20 protein-coding genes are annotated in these 19,365 nt (G+C 33.5%); 15 read left to right on the forward strand and 5 right to left on the reverse strand.

Annotated features, from left to right (window positions below; translation table 11 throughout):
• Window positions 1-52 precede the first annotated feature (52 nt).
• From FQU21_RS10740 to FQU21_RS10765, 6 genes are all read left to right on the forward strand, one after another.
• Window positions 53-589: a hypothetical protein gene (locus FQU21_RS10740; RefSeq protein WP_147678008.1), complete on the forward strand. Its 537-nt coding sequence runs from the start codon at window positions 53-55 to the stop codon at window positions 587-589.
• A 241-nt stretch (window positions 590-830) separates the two neighbouring features.
• Entirely contained in the window at window positions 831-1,370 is a 540-nt protein-coding gene (pyrR, locus tag FQU21_RS10745) for a bifunctional pyr operon transcriptional regulator/uracil phosphoribosyltransferase PyrR (protein WP_147678009.1), read from the forward strand.
• Window positions 1,371-1,438: 68 nt separating this feature from the next.
• Window positions 1,439-2,368, forward strand: coding sequence for an aspartate carbamoyltransferase catalytic subunit (locus FQU21_RS10750; RefSeq protein WP_147678010.1), 930 nt, complete (start codon window positions 1,439-1,441; stop codon window positions 2,366-2,368).
• A 2-nt stretch (window positions 2,369-2,370) separates the two neighbouring features.
• Entirely contained in the window at window positions 2,371-2,703 is a 333-nt protein-coding gene (locus FQU21_RS10755) for a ribonuclease Z (RefSeq protein ID WP_147678011.1), read from the forward strand.
• A 1-nt stretch (window position 2,704) separates the two neighbouring features.
• Complete coding sequence (locus FQU21_RS10760; protein WP_147678012.1) at window positions 2,705-3,175, forward strand: DUF3291 domain-containing protein; 471 nt, start codon at window positions 2,705-2,707, stop codon at window positions 3,173-3,175.
• A gap of 4 nt (window positions 3,176-3,179) precedes the next feature.
• Window positions 3,180-4,088 (forward strand): ribonuclease Z, encoded by a 909-nt coding sequence (locus tag FQU21_RS10765; RefSeq protein WP_147678013.1) that lies wholly within the window; start codon window positions 3,180-3,182, stop codon window positions 4,086-4,088.
• A 1-nt stretch (window position 4,089) separates the two neighbouring features.
• On the opposite strand, the gene FQU21_RS10770 is transcribed toward FQU21_RS10765, so the two are convergent.
• Complete coding sequence (locus FQU21_RS10770; protein WP_147678014.1) at window positions 4,090-4,512, reverse strand: hypothetical protein; 423 nt, start codon at window positions 4,510-4,512, stop codon at window positions 4,090-4,092.
• 84 nt (window positions 4,513-4,596) lie between these two features.
• Between FQU21_RS10770 and pdxH the strand changes: the two genes are divergently transcribed.
• Entirely contained in the window at window positions 4,597-5,244 is a 648-nt protein-coding gene (gene pdxH, locus FQU21_RS10775) for a pyridoxamine 5'-phosphate oxidase (RefSeq protein WP_147678015.1), read from the forward strand.
• A gap of 72 nt (window positions 5,245-5,316) precedes the next feature.
• Here the strand turns inward: pdxH and FQU21_RS10780 are convergent, their stop codons facing one another.
• Entirely contained in the window at window positions 5,317-5,904 is a 588-nt protein-coding gene (locus FQU21_RS10780) for an outer membrane beta-barrel protein (RefSeq protein WP_147678016.1), read from the reverse strand.
• Window positions 5,905-6,028: 124 nt separating this feature from the next.
• On the opposite strand from FQU21_RS10780, the gene tgt reads away from it, so the two are divergent.
• The 7 genes from tgt (at window position 6,029) to FQU21_RS10815 (ending at window position 13,757) form a co-directional block, all read left to right on the forward strand.
• The gene (gene tgt, locus FQU21_RS10785; protein ID WP_147678017.1) at window positions 6,029-7,159 is read left to right on the forward strand and encodes a tRNA guanosine(34) transglycosylase Tgt; all 1,131 of its coding nucleotides are present in this window, start codon (window positions 6,029-6,031) and stop codon (window positions 7,157-7,159) included.
• Between the two features lie 48 nt (window positions 7,160-7,207).
• Window positions 7,208-8,290 carry an LptF/LptG family permease gene (locus FQU21_RS10790; RefSeq protein WP_147678018.1) on the forward strand — a complete coding sequence of 361 codons (1,083 nt, stop codon included), beginning with the start codon at window positions 7,208-7,210 and terminating at the stop codon, window positions 8,288-8,290.
• Window positions 8,277-9,173, forward strand: a complete 897-nt coding sequence (locus FQU21_RS10795; RefSeq protein ID WP_147678019.1) for a DMT family transporter — start codon at window positions 8,277-8,279, stop codon at window positions 9,171-9,173. The genes FQU21_RS10790 and FQU21_RS10795 overlap by 14 nt, the downstream gene beginning before the upstream one ends.
• A 69-nt stretch (window positions 9,174-9,242) precedes the next feature.
• Complete coding sequence (locus tag FQU21_RS10800; protein WP_147678020.1) at window positions 9,243-10,196, forward strand: acetyl-CoA carboxylase carboxyltransferase subunit alpha; 954 nt, start codon at window positions 9,243-9,245, stop codon at window positions 10,194-10,196.
• Window positions 10,197-10,364: 168 nt separating this feature from the next.
• Window positions 10,365-11,903 (forward strand): replicative DNA helicase, encoded by a 1,539-nt coding sequence (gene dnaB, locus FQU21_RS10805; protein ID WP_147678021.1) that lies wholly within the window; start codon window positions 10,365-10,367, stop codon window positions 11,901-11,903.
• 249 nt (window positions 11,904-12,152) lie between these two features.
• On the forward strand, window positions 12,153-13,337 hold the full coding sequence (locus tag FQU21_RS10810) for an asparagine synthetase B (RefSeq protein ID WP_147678125.1): 1,185 nt from the start codon (window positions 12,153-12,155) through the stop codon (window positions 13,335-13,337).
• A 141-nt stretch (window positions 13,338-13,478) separates the two neighbouring features.
• A complete protein-coding gene (locus FQU21_RS10815) occupies window positions 13,479-13,757 on the forward strand; it encodes an EF-hand domain-containing protein (protein WP_147678022.1) in 279 nt (92 codons plus the stop codon).
• A gap of 276 nt (window positions 13,758-14,033) precedes the next feature.
• On the opposite strand, the gene leuB is transcribed toward FQU21_RS10815, so the two are convergent.
• The gene (leuB, locus tag FQU21_RS10820; protein ID WP_147678023.1) at window positions 14,034-15,152 is read right to left on the reverse strand and encodes a 3-isopropylmalate dehydrogenase; all 1,119 of its coding nucleotides are present in this window, start codon (window positions 15,150-15,152) and stop codon (window positions 14,034-14,036) included.
• A 73-nt stretch (window positions 15,153-15,225) separates the two neighbouring features.
• A complete protein-coding gene (locus FQU21_RS10825; RefSeq protein ID WP_147678024.1) occupies window positions 15,226-16,401 on the reverse strand; it encodes a 2-isopropylmalate synthase in 1,176 nt (391 codons plus the stop codon).
• Window positions 16,402-16,549: 148 nt separating this feature from the next.
• Here FQU21_RS10825 and FQU21_RS10830 point away from each other — a divergent pair, with 148 nt between their 5' ends.
• The gene (locus FQU21_RS10830) at window positions 16,550-18,097 is read left to right on the forward strand and encodes a hypothetical protein (protein WP_147678025.1); all 1,548 of its coding nucleotides are present in this window, start codon (window positions 16,550-16,552) and stop codon (window positions 18,095-18,097) included.
• Between the two features lie 208 nt (window positions 18,098-18,305).
• Here FQU21_RS10830 and FQU21_RS10835 read toward each other — a convergent pair whose 3' ends face one another.
• Entirely contained in the window at window positions 18,306-19,364 is a 1,059-nt protein-coding gene (locus tag FQU21_RS10835) for a T9SS type A sorting domain-containing protein (RefSeq protein WP_147678026.1), read from the reverse strand.
• Between the last annotated feature and the right edge of the window lies 1 nt (window position 19,365).

Here is a 19,365-nt window from a genome sequence, read left to right on the forward strand (position 1 = left end):
ACCCCTGTATGTTGTTTTTCTTATAAAATTATAATTGAATAACTATTGTAACATGAATTATATAAAATTATTTTTAGGTTTAACCTTATTAACGACTTTTTTTTGTTGTGATAAATTGGACGAGTTAACCAAATTTGAAATGACTTTAACCGAAGAGGTGGTTATAAAATCTAATACCGTTATTAATTTACCTTTTTATGTAGAAACTCCCGATATAACGACCAATTCCGAATCTACTTTTGAGAGTAATAATACCCGTAAGGATTTAATAGAATCGATTACACTTACCGATTTAGAATTAAAAATAACGGTTCCCGAGACCGGAAATTTTAATTTTTTGAAATCTATTAAAATATACATGTCTGCTGAAAATGAAGACGAGATGGTGTTGGCTTGGCTTGATGAGGTGGTAGCAAATGATGCCGGTATTTTATTTTTGGAAACATCGACCGAGGATTTGAAAAACTATATTAAAAGTGACAAAATAACCTTGAGAACAGAAAGTGTTACTGATGAATTAATTACTGAAGACCACCATATTGATATAAAATCTACATTTTTCGTAGATGCTAAAATATTAGGATTATAGTATTTAGCCTTAAAATTTGAAAAGAATATGACCATTGGTTTAAGATTTAGCGCTGCGAACCATGCGCAAGGGATAGTAGTGGAAAGCCCACAGTAAACCCGATGGTAATCGGGTTTGCGAGGACTTGTAGCGGATAGCCCGACCCTTTAGGGATGCGCCCAAAATAAAGTTATTGGCTATGGTTTCTACTTAGAATTTTTTGCATTACCTTTGTTTTCCACAATACGTTTGGAACATTAATATGAGTCAAAAAGTTTTACTTAACGCTAAAGCCATAAATATCATTCTTCACAGATTGGCTTGCCAACTTATTGAAGGACATCACGATTTTTCGAATACCGTTTTAATTGGTTTACAGCCGCGTGGTGTGTTTTTAGCGAGCAGATTGGCTAAAATTTTATCTGAAGATTATAAGATTAAAGATATTAAATTGGGGTTATTGGATATCACCTTTTTTCGTGATGATTTTAGACGAAGTGATAAACCTTTGGAGGCCAATGCTACAAAAATTAATTTTTTGGTTGAAGATAAAAATGTAGTTTTTATAGACGATGTTTTGTATACAGGACGTAGCATTCGTGCGGCCTTAACGGCTATACAGTCGTTTGGAAGACCAAAAGAAATTGAACTTTTAACCCTTATTGATAGACGTTTTAGTAGACATTTACCCATACAGCCTAATTACCGTGGTCGCCAGGTAGATGTGATTAATAATGAAAAAGTGAAAGTAAACTGGATGGAACAGGATGGTGAAGATTCGGTTTATTTAATTGAGAAATAGTTTTTTTAAGCTAGACAAACAAAAATAAAACAACGGGCAACTTTTGGGGCCAACAGAATACTAAAATCATGAGCGAATTAAGTGTAAACCACTTATTAGGAATAAAATACCTGAATAAAAAGGATATTAAACTTATTTTTGAAACAGCCGATCATTTTAAAGAAGTGATAAACCGACCAATTAAAAAAGTGCCTTCGCTGCGTGATATTACCATTGCCAATTTGTTTTTCGAGAACTCTACCCGAACAAAATTATCGTTCGAACTTGCCGAGAAACGTTTGTCTGCCGATGTGTTGAATTTTTCCTCGGCACAATCATCGGTTAAAAAAGGAGAAACTTTAATAGATACGGTAAATAACATTTTATCTATGAAAGTGGATATGGTGGTTATGCGTCATCCAAATCCTGGAGCTGGTGTGTTTTTATCGAAACATGTTAAGGCTAGTATTATAAATGCTGGCGATGGTGCACATGAGCATCCTACACAAGCCTTACTAGATTCGTATTCTATTCGCGAAAAGCTTGGTGAGGTTAAAGGAAAAAAAATAGTTATTGTTGGCGATATTCTGCATAGTAGAGTGGCGCTATCTAATATATTTGCCTTGCAATTACAAGGGGCGGAAGTTATGGTTTGTGGACCAAAAACATTATTGCCAAAATATATTGGTAAATTAGGAGTAAAAGTAGAGACCGATTTAAGAAAAGCCTTAAATTGGTGTGATGTTGCTAATATGCTACGTGTGCAAAACGAACGTATGGATATTAGTTATTTTCCATCTACTCGAGAATATACCCAGCAATTTGGTGTCACTAAAGCATTACTAAATTCGCTGGATAAGAAAATTACCATTATGCACCCAGGCCCAATAAACCGCGGTGTAGAAATTACGAGTGATGTTGCAGATTCTGACCAAGCTATTATTTTAGATCAAGTACAGAATGGAGTAGCGGTTAGAATGGCAGTCATTTATTTATTGGCGTCTAAAATAAAACAGTAATTATGATAATTGATCAAAACGAAAATACAGCCATTATTACTCAAGAAAAAGCAACGAGTATCGAATTGGTAAAAAAAATACAAGCGTTATATCCTAAGTTTAAAAACAACAATATTATTGTTGCTTTAACGTCTTTAAATACTATTAGTTTGGCAGAGGTTGTGGAGTTTTTAGAATTATCTAAAACGCATCGTGCCGCAAAACATTCGTTTGTTATTGTGTCTAACCAGATTGATTTGGATGAAGCGCCTGAAGAATTGGCCATTGTGCCAACTTTACAAGAAGCTCACGACTTAATTGATATGGAAGTTATGGAGCGCGATTTAGGATTTTAATATGAGTAAATTTCATTTAGCTCAAGTTAATATAGCCAAATGTTTAGCGCCATTAAGCGATCCTATTATGCAGGGTTTTGTAGATAATGTGGATAAAATGAATGCCATTGCAGATATGAGTGAGGGCTTTATTTGGCGTTTAAAGGATGAAGATAAAGATGCCGCTGTGCTTGTTTTTAAAGAGGATGCTTTAATTATTAATATATCGGTTTGGGAAAATCGTGAAGCCCTTTTTAATTACACTTACAATTCTGGGCATATTGAAGTTTTTAAACGAAAAAAGGAATGGTTTAGCAAAATAAATATGCTACACATGGCTTTTTGGTATATTCCGGAAGGTTATATTCCAACGTTTCAAGATGCTAAAGATCGCTTAGATTATTTAAATACACATGGGGAAACACCTTATGCGTTTACCTTTAAAAGTAAATTTTCTGTTGAAGATACTTTACAATATAAACCACTAAATTAAAATTATGAAGCTCACTATTTTAGGCTGTTATAGCGCAACTCCAAGAGCTTTAACCAATACAACTTCTCAGGTTTTAGAAATTAATAACCACATGTTTTTAATAGATTGTGGCGAGGGCACTCAGGTACACCTACGTCGACATAAAATTAAATTCAATAGAATTAAGCGGGTGTTTATTTCGCATTTACATGGCGATCATTTTTTTGGATTGGTGGGCTTAATTTCAACCTTTAGATTATTAAAAAGAGAAGCCGATTTACATGTTTACGGACCAAAAGGCATTAAAGAAATTGTAACCTTACAAATGAAATTGGCCGATTCTTGGACCAATTATAATTTATATTTTCATGAATTAACTTCCAAGGAATCTGAATTAATTTATGAAGATGATGTGGTTGAGGTACATACCATTCCGCTAGAACATCGTGTTTATACAAACGGTTATCTTTTTAAAGAAAAGGAAGGTGAACGTAAATTAAATGTTTCTTTAGCCGAAGAAGCCAATATAAATGTAGCCTACTACCGAAAACTAAAACAGGGTTTTGATGTTGAAAATGAAGATGGCGTTTTAATCCGAAACGAATCGGTTACTAGTCCGGGTGCAAAACCTAAAAGTTATGCTTTTTGTAGTGATACGGTTTATAAAGAAGATATTGTTCCTATTATAAAAGATGTGGATGTGTTGTATCACGAATCCACTTTTTTAGAAAAACATGCCGATTTAGGTCCGAAAACAAAACATTCTACCGCAAAAGAAGCCGCAAGAATAGCTAAACAAGCTAATGTGGGAACATTATTGTTGGGCCATTTTTCTACACGATACGGTGGTTTAGAGCCGTTTAAAACAGAAGCTCAGGAAGTTTTTGATAACGTACAGTTAAGTGGTGATGGTAAAGTTTTCGATTTTAATTAACTTATGTCAAGACTTTCAGTTCTTCTAAGTTCTCCATCCAAGTAATAGCTTCATCGAGAGATTGGCAGCGCTTTACACTTTTTTTAGAAAAATGCTTTTCTAGAGTTGCTACTTTATAACTCGAGTCCGAGTAGGTTACAATACTAGCAGCAACCATAAATTGATACTTGTTGTGTACTTTTATCCAATTTTGCGGGTCTGTTGAAAAGCTGTTAATTCTATTTGAAATAAATCCAATTCGTGCATTTTTACCGTAAAAATTAAGAAGATCGGTAATTACAATTTCTGCTTTTTCCCAGTCGAAATGAATTTCTTCTTTCACTTCTGAAATTATAAATTTAGGACAAAGGTAATATGTGCCGAAAGAATACTCTAGTTTGTTATGCCTTAGGCTACTAAAGTATTTAGAGTTTTTAAATTGCATTGGTTGGTATTTGTGGATTAAATATAATAGAATTCAGGTGGTATAAAAAAGATATAAATCATATTTTTTTGTTAATTTGTACTTATGGAAAATGATTTAAGTAACTATAGAAAATCTTACGATAAAGGCGAATTACTTTTGGAAGATGTACCCGAAAATCCAATGGAATTATTTCAAAAATGGTTTCACGATGTCGATGTACATTTTACCGAAGATGAGACAAACGCGATGACGATTTCAACCATAGGACTGGATGGATATCCAAAAAGTCGTGTAGTGTTGTTAAAACGTTATACTTACGAAGGATTTATTTTTTACACCAATTATGAGAGTGAAAAAGGAAAGGCTATAGAAGCCAACCCGAACGTTTGTTTGTCTTTTTTTTGGCATGGTGCAGAACGTCAGATTATTATAAAGGGTAAAGCTGAAAAAATAGCCGAGAATATGAGTGATGGTTATTTTGAATCGCGCCCAGTTGGGAGCCAATTAGGTGCTTTGGTATCGCATCAAAGTGAAGTAATTCCAGATAGAGCTTATTTGGAAAATAGACTAGCTGAATTGGAAAAGGAATATGAAGAAAAACCTATTTTACGACCAAAATATTGGGGAGGTTATATCGTTAAACCTGTTGAAATTGAATTTTGGCAAGGCCGCCCGAATAGATTACACGACAGAATTCGTTATCAATTACAAGCCGATTATAATTGGTTAATAAACCGATTATCATCATAATAAAAAATAAATTGAGAGCATAAAAAAACCTCTATAGTGCAAAACTATAGAGGTTTTTTATAAGTTTTTATCCTATAACATAATAGATAAACTTAAAATAAGCTGGTCTGGACGTGTATCCAAAGTAGCTTCATTAGGGTTTATATTATTGTTAATTACTTTAGCTTCATTTTCTTTAAAACCACGTTCGTATCTCACATCAATTCCAATGTTATTAAAGTTAAGGCCAACTCCAAAATTGAGCCCAACCGAAAAATCTTCTTTAATATCATTAATAGTTATGGTATTATATTCTGTATCTAAAATATATTGAAAAGCTGGACCAGCAAAAACGCTAAGCGGGCCTAAAACTTTTACGCCTACCAATACAGGTGCGTCAAGTTTTTCCATTTCAAAACTGTCATTATCATAATCACTTTTAGTTTTAGTGTAAATCAATTCGGGTTTAAGGTATAGTTTGGTTCCAATTTTTCCAAAAACACCAACATGATAGCCTACATTTCTTTCTGGGTTTTTATATGTGTTTGTAGCAGATTCAAAATATTTACCATTGGCGTTGTAGTTTAAACCTCCTTTAATACCAATGCCACTGCCGGTTTGAGCAAATGCCGCCGTTGGTATTATTATAGCAACGACTAAAATTAAAATTAATTTTTTCATAATGTTTGTTTTAAGATTTCAGTTATTATAACAAGAACGTTGCCAAAGATATATTATTTCTTTTTTATAAATATGGCTATCGGTTTATAGTTAATTATCTTTGCCAGCAGATACAAAGATATAGATGAAATTTGAATTAAACGCAAAAGACCCGCAGAGCAAAGCTAGAGCAGGGAAATTAACAACAGATCACGGGGTTATTGAAACGCCAATATTTATGCCAGTAGGAACTGTTGGAACGGTTAAAGGTGTGCATCAAAGGGAGTTAAAAAATGATATTAATCCCGATATTATTTTAGGAAACACTTATCATTTATATTTAAGACCACAAACTAAAGTGCTTGAAAAAGCGGGTGGACTTCATAAATTTATGAATTGGGATCGAAATATTTTAACCGATTCTGGAGGGTATCAAGTGTATTCACTTTCGGCAAATAGAAAGATAAAAGAAGAAGGTGTTAAGTTTAAATCGCATATTGATGGGAGTTATCATACATTTACACCAGAGAATGTTATGGAAATTCAACGTGCCATTGGTGCCGATATTATTATGGCTTTCGATGAATGTACGCCATACCCATGCGATTATAATTATGCAAAACGCTCTATGCACATGACGCATCGTTGGTTAGATCGTTGCATTAATCATTTAGAAAAAACACCATTAAAATACGGTTACGATCAAGCGTTTTTTCCTATAGTACAGGGGAGTACCTATAAGGATTTACGCCAACAATCTGCCGAATATATTGCAAATTCAGGAGCTGTAGGAAATGCTATTGGAGGACTTTCAGTAGGGGAGCCCGCTGAAGAAATGTACGCCATGACCGATGTCGTTTGCTCTATTTTACCCGAGGAAAAACCGCGTTATTTAATGGGAGTTGGAACACCAATTAATATTCTAGAAAATATTGCGTTGGGTGTAGATATGTTCGACTGTGTGATGCCTACTCGGAATGCTAGAAATGGGATGTTATTTACAGCGCATGGAACAATAAATATTAAAAATTTAAAATGGGCAGAAGATTTTTCTCCAATCGACGAGATGGGAATAACTTTTGTAGATACCGAATACAGTAAAGCGTATTTACGTCATTTATTTACTGTTAACGAGTTATTAGGGAAGCAAATTGCAACCATACATAATTTAGGTTTTTATTTATGGTTGGTTCGCGAAGCTAGAAAACATATATTAGCAGGCGATTTCAGTATTTGGAAAAACCAGATGGTAAAACAAATGGATAATAGACTTTAATTTAAGAAATAAATATTGAAACTGCTTATTTATTGAGGCTGTAAAAGGATGAAAATATTAGATTGGTACATATTAAAACGCTATTTGTTTACATTTTTAATGATGTTGCTACTGTTTGTTCCCATTGGAATTACGGTGCATTTAGCAGAGAAAATTGGTAAAATTTTAGATAATGAAGTTCCTTTTGGAGAGGTACTTATTTATCTATTAGATTTCACAATCTATTTTGCACACTTGCTTTTTCCTTTATTTTTATTTTTGTCGGTAATTTGGTTTACCTCCAAATTAGCAAATAATACCGAAGTTATTGCCTTTTTAAGTTCTGGTGTCTCTTTTACAAGATTTTTGCGTCCTTACATGATTGGTGCTACTATTGTTGCCTTATTAGCTGTTCTCTTGGGGTTATATTTAGCACCCAATGCTAGTAAAGGTTTTAATAGTTTTAGTTATAAATACTTAAAAAAGGGTAGGAGTGCCGTAGATAATACCAATGTTTTTAGACAAATAAATGATAGCGATATTATTTATGTAAGTAATTTTAATGTAAATAATAAAATAGGTAGAGATTTTACCTTAGAGCATTTTGAAGGAAATAAGTTGATTTTTAAAATTTCGGCTTCTAAGATTAAGTATATTGAAACCGATTCGTCTTCTACTTACCAATTAACCGATTATACCAAACGCTATGTTGGAGTTAATGAAGATGGGTTAGAGGTGATAAAAACAAAAGATACGCTTTTTGCTTTTGAAGTAGACGATCTTATACCTGAGATTTACGCGGCCGAAACAAAAATGTACGGCGATTTAAAGCAATTTATAGACAAAGAAGAGGCAAGAGGTTCGTCTAATGTTGGTCGCTTTAAATTGGTTTTATATAGAAAATGGAGTTTGCCTGTTTCTGTGTTTATTTTAACTATTATAGCGGTAGCAGTATCTTCAAATAAACGCCGCGGTGGTATGGGTGTTAATCTGGCTTTGGGTATTTGTATTGCTATGGTATTCGTGTTTTTCGATAAAATTTTCGGAGTTATGGCAGAACAGTCAGATTTTAGTCCGCTTATTGCCGTATGGTTTCCAAATGTAATTTTTGGGTTTTTAGCTGCTTACCTCTTGTACCATGCCAAACGCTAATTTAAAAGATTATTTTCATTTACATATTCTCGTTTTTATAGCTGGTTTTACCGCTATTTTAGGAGACCTAATTACTATAACGGCCATTCCTTTAGTTTGGTTTCGTATGTTAATGGCCTTTATTTTACTTGTTGGATATGCCTTGTTTTCTAAAGTGAAATTAAAAATTAGTCCAAAATCTCTTTTAAGGCTTTCGGCTGGGGGTGTTATTATAGCCTTGCACTGGATTACGTTTTTTGGGGCAATTCATGCTTCAAACGTATCTACTACATTGGCTGTTTTTTCTACAGGAACATTTTTTGCATCTATTATAGAACCTATTGTTTATAAGCGTAAAATACTATGGTATGAAATTTTTTTCGGGATACTCGCAATTGTAGGGGTTTGCATTATAACTCAAAGTGAAATGAGATATTTAACTGGTGTCATTTTGGGTGTACTATCAGCTTTTTTATCATCATTATTTGCTGTTCTTAATGGTAGTTTTTTAAAAAAACATTCGGCAACAGTGATTTCTTTTTACGAATTTATAAGCGGCGTGTTGTTTATCACCATTTATATTTTGTGTTTTGGTGGTGGTTTTTCAATAGAATTTTTTAGTTTAAGTACTTCAGATTTTTGGTTTCTTTTTATTTTAGCATCCGTTTGTACAACGTATGCTTTTATAGCTTCAGTTTATATTATGAAAACCGTAAGTCCTTATACTGTAGTGCTTACCTATAATTTAGAGCCTGTTTATGGTATAATATTAGCTTTAATTTTATTTCCTGAAAAAGAAAAAATGAGCCCTACCTTTTATTACGGAGCGTTTGTTATTATTACGGTTGTGCTATTAAATGGTCTTGTTAAAAATAGTAGAAAGTTAAAAAGAAGTCGCGCATAATGTTTTTACAAAATTAAAGTTTTTATATTTGCAGACTAACTCTAATAAATCAGTCAAAACAAATTTCCTATGGAATATTTAGAATTTGAACTTCCAATAAAAGAGCTTGAAGAGCAATTACAAAAATGTAAAGTTATTGGTGAAGAAAGTGATGTGGATGTTTCTGAAACATGCACCCAGATAGAAAAGAAGCTTAAAGAAGCTCAAAAAGATATTTATAAAAATCTTACAGCTTGGCAACGTGTACAAATGTCTCGTCACCCAGAGCGTCCATATACTTTAGATTATATTCATGCTATTTGTGGAGATTCGTTTTTAGAATTACACGGCGATAGAGGTTTTAAAGATGATAAAGCCATGATTGGTGGTTTGGGTAAAATTGGCGATCAAAGTTTTATGTTCATTGGTCAGCAAAAGGGCTACAATACCAAAACTAGACAATACCGAAACTTTGGGATGGCAAATCCAGAAGGCTACCGCAAAGCGTTGCGTTTAATGAAATCTGCTGAAAAATTTGGGATTCCTGTAGTTACATTTTTAGATACGCCTGGCGCTTATCCTGGTTTAGAAGCCGAAGAGCGCGGACAGGGTGAAGCTATTGCCCGTAATATATTAGAAATGACACGACTAAAAGTACCGGTAATTACAGTTGTTGTTGGAGAAGGTGCATCGGGTGGAGCTCTAGGTATCGGTGTAGGAGATGTGGTTATGATGTTAGAAAACACGTGGTATTCGGTAATTTCTCCAGAATCTTGTTCCTCTATTTTATGGCGTAGTTGGGAATATAAAGAACAAGCTGCAGAAGCGTTGAAATTAACGGCTACGGATATGAAAAAATTAAAATTAGTCGACGAGATTATAAAAGAACCTCTAGGCGGAGCACATCGTGATCGTACAAAAACATTTACTTCAGTTAGTAATGCAATTACAAAACATTATGAGGTGCTTAAAAAGTTATCACAAAAAGATTTAGTTGCTCAGCGCATGGAAAAATATTTGGAAATGGGAGTTTATAAAGACTAAACACCCTAAAACATACTTAAGAAAAAATCTGGAGTAACTCACTTCAGATTTTTTTATGCTTATTCACAATATTTTTAAGTTATTAACAGTTAAATTGTTAACTACCAGTTAACAATCGAAGACCCGAAAATCTTTTTACATCCTGCAATTTTAGTTACTTTCGTAGTTATGAAACAACCAAACCCAGTTAAGGGCTATAAAGTCGATAAAAGCACCATTATCAGTCTCGAAAAAGGAAAAATACCTCCTCAAGCTATTGATTTAGAAGAGGTTGTGTTGGGCGCAATGATGATTGATAAAAAAGGTGTCGATGAAGTTATCGATATTTTAGCACCCGATGCTTTTTATAAAGAAGCACATCAGTTTATATTTGAAGCTATTTTTACTTTGTTTGAAAATAGTGAACCTGTGGATTTATTAACGGTTTCAACCCAATTAAAGAAGAACGGGAAATTGGAGCAGTCTGGAGGCGATTTTTACCTTATTTCCTTAACTCAAAAAGTGTCATCTTCGGCACATATTGAATTTCACGCTCGTATTATTTTACAAAAGTTTATTCAACGAAGTTTGATTAAAATTTCGAATGAAATTATAGAAGAAGCTTACGATGAAACTAAGGATGTTTTCGATCTATTAGATACAGCCGAAGCTAAATTATACGAAGTAACACAGGGAAATATTAAAAAATCCAGTGAAACAGCACAAGATTTAGTTATCCAGGCAAAAAAGAAAATTGAAGAAATTTCTAATAAAGAAGGTTTAAGTGGAATTCCAACAGGATTTACAAAACTAGATAAGTTAACATCGGGATGGCAACCTTCCGATTTAATTATTGTAGCAGCACGTCCTGGTATGGGTAAAACAGCTTTAACCTTATCTATGGCACGAAATATTGCTGTAGATCAAAATGTACCTGTGGCATTTTTCTCTTTAGAGATGGCATCGGTACAATTAATTATGCGTTTAATTTCTAGTGAAACTGGATTATCTTCAGAAAAATTAAGAACCGGTAAATTAGAAAAGCACGAGTGGGAACAGCTTAATGTTAAAGTGAAAGGCCTTGAGAAAGCGCCTTTATTTATCGATGATACGCCTTCTCTCTCTATTTTCGATTTACGTGCCAAAGCCCGCCGTTTATCATCGCAACATGGTATTAAATTAATCATGATTGATTATTTGCAGTTAATGACCGGAGGTTCCAGTCATGGAGGAAATCGAGAGCAAGAAATCTCAATGATTTCTAGAAACTTAAAAGCTTTAGCTAAAGAATTAATGGTGCCGGTAATTGCGCTTTCGCAGTTATCACGTGCCGTAGAAACCCGTGGAGGAAGTAAACGTCCGTTACTGTCCGATTTACGTGAATCTGGAGCGATTGAGCAGGATGCCGATATTGTAAGTTTTATTTACCGTCCAGAATATTATAAAATTGATGAATGGGATGATGATGAACGTTCGCCAACCGAAGGTCAAGCTGAGTTTATCATTGCGAAACACCGTAATGGTGGTTTAGAAAATATTAGATTGAAATTCCTTGGACATTTAGGTAAGTTTGACAACTTAGATGATTTTGATTCGCCGTTTGAATTTCATTCAAAAATGAATGCAGGTGGTAATGAAGATTCGTTCCAAGCCGATAATTTTAAAGCCAGCCCAGATCAGGCATTTGGAAGTTCGTTTAACGATGATGATAACGAGGTACCGTTTTAATTTCATTATAAATGGAGTAAAATAAATTAGTTATTTGATAGGTTTCAATTTGTAATCGCCTTGTTAAATGCGTTTTTTATCCCATAAAAATTAAGTATCTTTCGCTTATATAATTAAATTTCTCAGTGCTTTCTAGTTTGAATGCGCTGAGAAATTATTTTAGCCAAATATAAATTGAAAAAGATATTTCTTACCATATTATTTATATGCTTAGCATGTAAAACCTACGCCTCATACATTTTAATTCCCATGGGTGTCGATAATCAAAAAAATCATTTAAAAGCTTACGGTATTACCTATTGGGTGCTTAGTAAAGAATTGAAAGTGAAATGGCTTCTTAATTATCAAGGCGGTGCTTTCTTGCTACCCGATACCGAAAATATTCAAAGAGAATGCCAAATTAGAGGGGTGTCCTTCAATGTTATTTCAAACGCTAAAGCGGAACGTATTTTGGAAGAAATAAGCAGTCCGAGTCAAAATATGGAAGCTGTAGTTTTAGAAAAAGCGCCAAAAATTGCCGTATATACTCCAAAAGGAAAATTACCTTGGGATGATGCGGTAACCATGGTTTTAAATTATGCCGAAATCCCTTATGAAACCGTTTATGATGAAGAAGTTCTAAACGATGGTCTGTTATTGTTCGATTGGTTACACTTGCACCACGAAGATTTTACAGGGCAATACGGTAAGTTTTACGGCTCTTACAGAGCATCGTCCTGGTATATTGAAGAAAAAAAATCGGCAGAAGCTTTAGCAAAGAAGCTTGGCTACAATAAGGTTTCAGAAGAAAAACGGGATGTCGCTTTAAAGATTCGTGATTATGTTGTTGGCGGAGGGTTTATGTTTGCTATGTGCAGTGCTACGGATAGTTTTGATATTGCTTTATCAGCTGAAGGAATAGATATTTGTGAGCCCATGTTTGATGGGGACGGTAGTGATGCAGGGTATCAAAATAAAATAGATTATAATAAAACTTTTGCATTTAAAAATTATAGATTAGAAAGAAGCCCAAATGTTTATGAGTTTTCCTCTATTGATATGACTACGAAGCGAAAAGTTCCTAAAAATACCGATTATTTTTCGTTAATGGAATTTTCGGCGAAATGGGATCCTATTCCTACTATGTTATGTCAAAATCATACGGCTTTAGTTAAAGGTTTTATGGGACAAACAACGGCTTTCTCTAGAGATGAAATAAAGGCTAATGTGTTAGTTTTAGGTGAAAATAAAGCGAATGGTGAAGCAAAGTATATCCATGGTATAAAAGGGAAAGGTTTTTTTACATTTTATGGAGGGCACGATCCTGAAGATTATCAGCATCGAGTTGGCGATCCAAAAACAGAATTGGATTTGCATTCTACTTCCCCAGGATATCGGTTAATTTTGAATAATGTATTGTTTCCAGCAGCAAGAAAAAAGAAACAGAAAACTTAAAGAAACGGGAAGATCAAAGAATCAAGAACCCAGAATCAAGAATCAAGAACACAGAACAAAGAAAAAAGAAAAAAGAAAAAAGAAAAAAGAACAAAGAACAAAGAACAAAGAACAAAGAACAAAGAATCAACAACCAACATCATGGCATCGAAAAAAGCAATACTTAATAAAATACAAATTGTACTAACAAATCATTTTAAAACTCCCGAGGATGCATTTAACTTTTTTGATAAAAGTGGCGATGGTACTTTAGCTAAAAGTGAAATTGTAACGCTTTTAAAGGAGGCTGAAATTAATGGGTTTATACGTGGTTTGGTATCATCCAAACTTATTGATGGCTATGATAAAGATGGCGATGAAAAAATAAATTGGAAAGAGTTTAAAACAGCAATTTCGGAAATTGTAAAGGATGCCGAGTAAGCATTGATAATTAAGAACCAGCCTTTTGTTTTGTATTGGAACCTAACGGATTTAGAGATTGAACTGTTTGTTTGAGCACCCCATAACAAAGGGAGAGAGTGAGTAGTAAAATATTTATGAGTTCTTTAATTTAAAATAGAAATCGACAAATAAAGACTGCCTCTGGTTCCTGATCTTGTTTCAGGATAAAAAAAAAGACCATAAAAAAGCGCACTTAAAACAAATGCGCTTTATAAGGGGTTCCGGTAATTTAATTTTGGTGACTAACTCAAATAATTAAATAATAGTGGACTGCCCTAAATGTATGTTAGTAAAGTTGAGGTTGGTTTCATCGGGATGATTTATAAAATCCTCAATAAAATCGCCAACTTTGGTGGTGGAAATATTGTCGTATTTATTATTTAAATCGGGGGTGGTAATATGTAATTTTAGAGATTTATCTACGCCTTCACGAACTCGGTTGGCTTCTTCATCTAAACCAAAATAATCTAAAAGCATGGCAGCCGATAAAATAGAGGCAATAGGGTTAGCAATACCTTTATTGGCTGCCTTGGTGTAAGCCCCATGAATGGGTTCGAACATAGCGTGTTTGTCGCCTATTGAAGCAGATGCTAAAAGACCGATAGAACCAACGATAACACTAGCTTCTTCTGAAAGAATATCACCAAACATATTTTCGGTTAAAATAACGTCGAATTGCTTTGGATTAATAATGAGTTCCATGGCTGCATTATCAATATACATGTATTTTAACATGACATCGGGATATTGCGGAGCTATTTCTTGTACAATACGTCTCCAAAGTCTAGAACTTTCTAACACATTTGCTTTGTCGACTAGAGACATTTTCTTTTTTCTAGATTGTGCGGCTTTAAAAGCAGCATGAACAATACGCTCTATTTCGTATCTGTGATAAGTGCAGGTATCGGTTGCTGTATTGCCATCTTCACTTAAGGTTTTTTCTCCAAAATAAATACCTCCAGTAAGTTCACGGTAAATAAGAATATCAACATCTTTTATCTGTTTGGCTTTTAATGATGATTTGTGTAGTAAATCTTCATAAGCTATAACAGGACGTATGTTTGTGTGTAAGCCAAGTGCTTTTCTAATGCCTAAAAGTCCTTGTTCTGGGCGTATTTTTGCATTGGGATCTAAATTAAAAGAGGTGCGGCCAATGGCTCCAAAAAGAACAGCATCTGCTTTCTTACAAATATCTATAGTCGCTTCTGGTAACGGATTTCCTGTTTTATCAATAGCTGTTGCTCCAACGACGCCATGTTTGAACGTAAATACGTGGTTAAAATTCATAGCAATGGCTTTTAACACTTTTACGGCCTGGGAAGTGACTTCGGGGCCAATTCCGTCACCTGATAATACGGCTATATTTAGTTTCATTTGTTAGAATTTGTTTTTGTCAAAGGTCGTATCTTGCTTTGATAAAAACAATTTGTTTAAAGTTATTTTTTAATTAAGAAGATACAATTTCGTTATATACTGCACTGTTTTCTATAATTTTATGAATATCATTATCTACGACTTCTTTTTTCTTATCGGCATAATCTAGAAAATTGGTATAAATAACGTCGAGTTGAAGTTTAGTTAACTCGTACCCAATGTTTTTTGCTCTGTATGCCAATGCCGCACGGCCACTGCGAGCAGTTAAAACAATAGCAGATTCTGTTACTCCAACATCCTTAGGGTCTATAATTTCGTAAGTTTCGCGGTTTTTTATGACGCCATCTTGATGAATTCCAGAACTATGAGCAAAAGCATTTGCCCCAACAATAGCTTTGTTTGGTTGGGTATAAATCCCCATACTATCCGATACCAATTGGCTTAATCCGTAAAGCATTTCGGTTTTTATGTTTGTATCTAGATTTAGGTTTGGGTGTTGCTTTAAAATCATAACAACTTCTTCTAAAGCCGTGTTTCCTGCACGTTCACCAATACCATTAATAGTACATTCTATTTGGCGAGCACCATTTATAACACCTTCTATTGAATTCGCGGTTGCTAGACCTAAATCGTTATGGCAGTGGCAAGATAAAATGGCTTTATCAATACCTTTTACGTTCTCTTTTAAATATTTAATTTTTGCTCCGTATTCACTTGGTAGGCAATAGCCTGTAGTGTCAGGGATGTTTAGTACGGTTGCACCAGCTTTAATTACAGCTTCACAAACACGTGCTAAATATTCGTTATCTGTTCTACCCGCGTCTTCGGCATAAAATTCAATATCTTCTACAAAAGATTTTGCATAACTTACCGCTTTTACGGCACGTTCTATTATGGCATCTTGTGTAGATTTAAATTTAAATTTTATATGAGAATCCGAAGTTCCAATACCTGTATGTATTCTTGGGCGTTTTGCGTATTTTAAAGCTTCTGCAGCTACTTTTATGTCATTTTCTACCGACCGAGTTAATCCACAAACGGTAGCGTTTTTTACAATTTTAGAAATTTCTTCAACCGATTTAAAATCGCCAGGGCTAGAAACGGGGAAGCCTGCTTCAATAACATCTACACCTAAAAAATCTAGCTTTTCTGCTATAATTAATTTTTGATTGGTATTTAGCTTACAACCAGGGACTTGTTCACCATCTCTTAGTGTGGTATCGAAAATTTGGACTTTATTATCAGACATTTATTAAAATATATTTTCTTATTGCGCTACGAAGTTATATTTTGCTTAACTAAAATGATAACACCAGCTGTTATTATTACGATGTTTAAAGTTCTGATAACACAGTTAAGTTGTTGTTTATCAATTTTTTAATGTTTAATTTGTAACTATGACGAAAGAGCAAAAAGATAATTTGTTTGTACTCGTGAAATCACTTTCTAAATCCGAAAAGCGGCAATTTAAGCTTTATGTGGGACGATTAGGGGTGAATGAGGACTCTAAGTTTTTAATGCTATTTAATATTCTAGATAAATTATCGGCTTATGATGAATCTGTAATATTAAAAAAAGGGATTGTTAAAAAACAACAGCTTTCTAATCTTAAGGCGCACCTTTATAAACAAATTTTAATTAGTTTACGTTTAAATCCATCACATAAAGATATTAGGCTGCAAATACGCGAACAGCTAGATTTTGCAACTATACTTTATCATAAAGGGCTTTATAAGCAAAGTTTAAAGATTTTAGATAAAGCTAAAAGTTTAGCAATTTTAAAAGAGGAAAAAAATGTTGCTTATGAAGTTGTGGAGCTAGAGAAAGTTATCGAGTCTCAATACATCACACGGAGTTTAAGTAATCGTGCCGATGAGCTTACTGTGCAAGCCAAAGAGCTTAGTTTGCATAATGTTTTAGCTAGTAAATTATCTAATTTATCATTACAATTATATGGACTTTATTTAAAAATAGGCTACATTAAAAACGATGAAGATTATAAACAGGTTACCCAGTATTTTAATGATCGCTTACCTAAGTACGATATACATGAACTTGGTTTTCGAGAAAAATTATGGCTATATAAATCCTATTTATGGTATAGTTTTTTAACCGTAGATTTTCTTTCGTGTTATAAATATTCTTTAAAGTGGGTCGATTTATTTTATGATAAAGAAGAAATGATCGAGTTGAACCCTGTGTTTTTTTTAAGTGGAAACAATTATCTATTAGAGTCGCTTTATTTTTTAAGAAAATACAATAAATTTAAAGAAAGCCTAATTAAGTTTGAAAGTGTAACAAAAGAAAAATGGTTTCCAAAGGATGATAATTTAGATGGTTTGGCTTTTCTATACCTTTATAATAATAAATTTAATTTACACTTTATTGAAGGTAGTTTTGAAGAAGGTTTACCTTTAGTTGATACTGTTTTAAATGAATTGAAATTTTATAGAAACCGCACCGATGAACACCATATTATGGTGTTTTATTATAAAATGGCAAGTATGTATTTTGGTGCCGGCGAAAATAAAAAATGTATAGAGTTTTTAGATAAAATAATTAGCAATAAATCTCTACAAATGAGAGAAGATCTTCTTTGTTTTTCGCGTATATTAAATTTGGTCGCGCATTACGAAGCAGGGTTAGATTATAATTTAGATGTACTTATAAAATCGACTTATAAATTCCTTATTAAAATGGAAGATTTGTATGAAGTCCAAAAAGAATTTATAAAATTTCTACGTGGTCTAGGTGATATTTACCCACACGAAGTTAAAAACGAATTTATAAAACTTCATAAAAAATTGAAGGAATATGAAAACGATCCCTACCAAAGTCGTGCCTTTTTATATCTAGATATTATATCTTGGCTAGAATCTAAAATTCAAAATCGTCCTATAGGTTTAGTTATTCGGAATAAATTTCATGCATTAAACGATAAATAAGATGTACTTAGTACCTCAGGTTTATTTTTTATTAGAGGTTTTCCCATATCTAGAACGGGTGGATAGTCGCTCTGTTGCTGCCAAAAGATTATTAATAAATATTTTCCAATGCCATTGTTGAAGCAATAATTGCAGAGCTAGAGTTACTAATATAAATCCAAGGATTGTAAATAATCGTATTTTTACAATAATTAATTGGTTTAAGGTTTTACTTTTTTACCATTATTTTTTTTGTTGTTATACCACCGTTTTGAGCAATGATATTCAAAAAATACATACCGTCTTTTAAATGGCTTACTTTAAATGTGTTGGTGTTTGAAAGTTTAATAAGTATTTGTTGTCCTAACACATTGTATAATTGTATTTCGTTTATGACTACAGTGTTATTGTTAGGAATGATATTAACGATACTTTTTGCTGGATTTGGAAATACAGAAATACTTTGCAAATCTACTGAATCAATATTCAAAGCAGAAGCTTCGGAAAAGGTCCATAAAGAAAAGGCATCTATATTAGAAACAGCATGATGATATGTATTGGGAGTACCAGCTTGGTTGGTAAATGTTGTGCCATTATCGGTGCTTCTATACGCTACTAAATTATTTCTATTAAGTCCGTTAAGATCGTCGTTCAATAAATAAAAACGGACATCCAAATTTAATCCAGAATTAACAGTTGGGGTAATTTTATAATACCGTTTTACGGAAGGAGTTCCGGCTATTGTAAAAGCACCGTACTTTCTAATAATTTCTGTAGAACCCATAGATACGGTTCCATTTCTGGTTTCTACTCCAATTAGTCCAAAATCATTTGTTATACCTGCTACGTGGTTTCTTGTTGTTGTAATGTAAGTGCCATCTGCTCCGCTAATTGGGTTTATGTCGGATTCTCCAACAATTTCAGCCGTTGGCCCAAGGGTAACAAAACTGCCAGAGGTTAGATTAAAACTAGAATTGTCGTTTAAAAAAAGTTCGCTCTCAATAGTTACTTGACCATTAAAATTGACCGTACCTGTGCCATACAATTCTAAATACTTAATCGTATTTGGGTTGGTTAATTCTAGGTTATAGGTATTACCATCTAAACTTGTCATTTGAAGAGCTCCGCCATTAAATCCTGTTGTACTTGTATTTATAACATGACCGTTAACTACGGTTATTCTGTCATTTTCAATATCTAGAGAACCTCCAGAAACGATATAGAGTCCGTTTTGGGATATGGTAATCTGCCATATTGAAAAAACTGCTATGAGTAATATATTTTTCATG

Origin of the sequence: Algibacter pacificus, assembly GCF_008033385.1 — a bacterium.
Lineage (GTDB): Bacteria > Bacteroidota > Bacteroidia > Flavobacteriales > Flavobacteriaceae > Algibacter > Algibacter pacificus.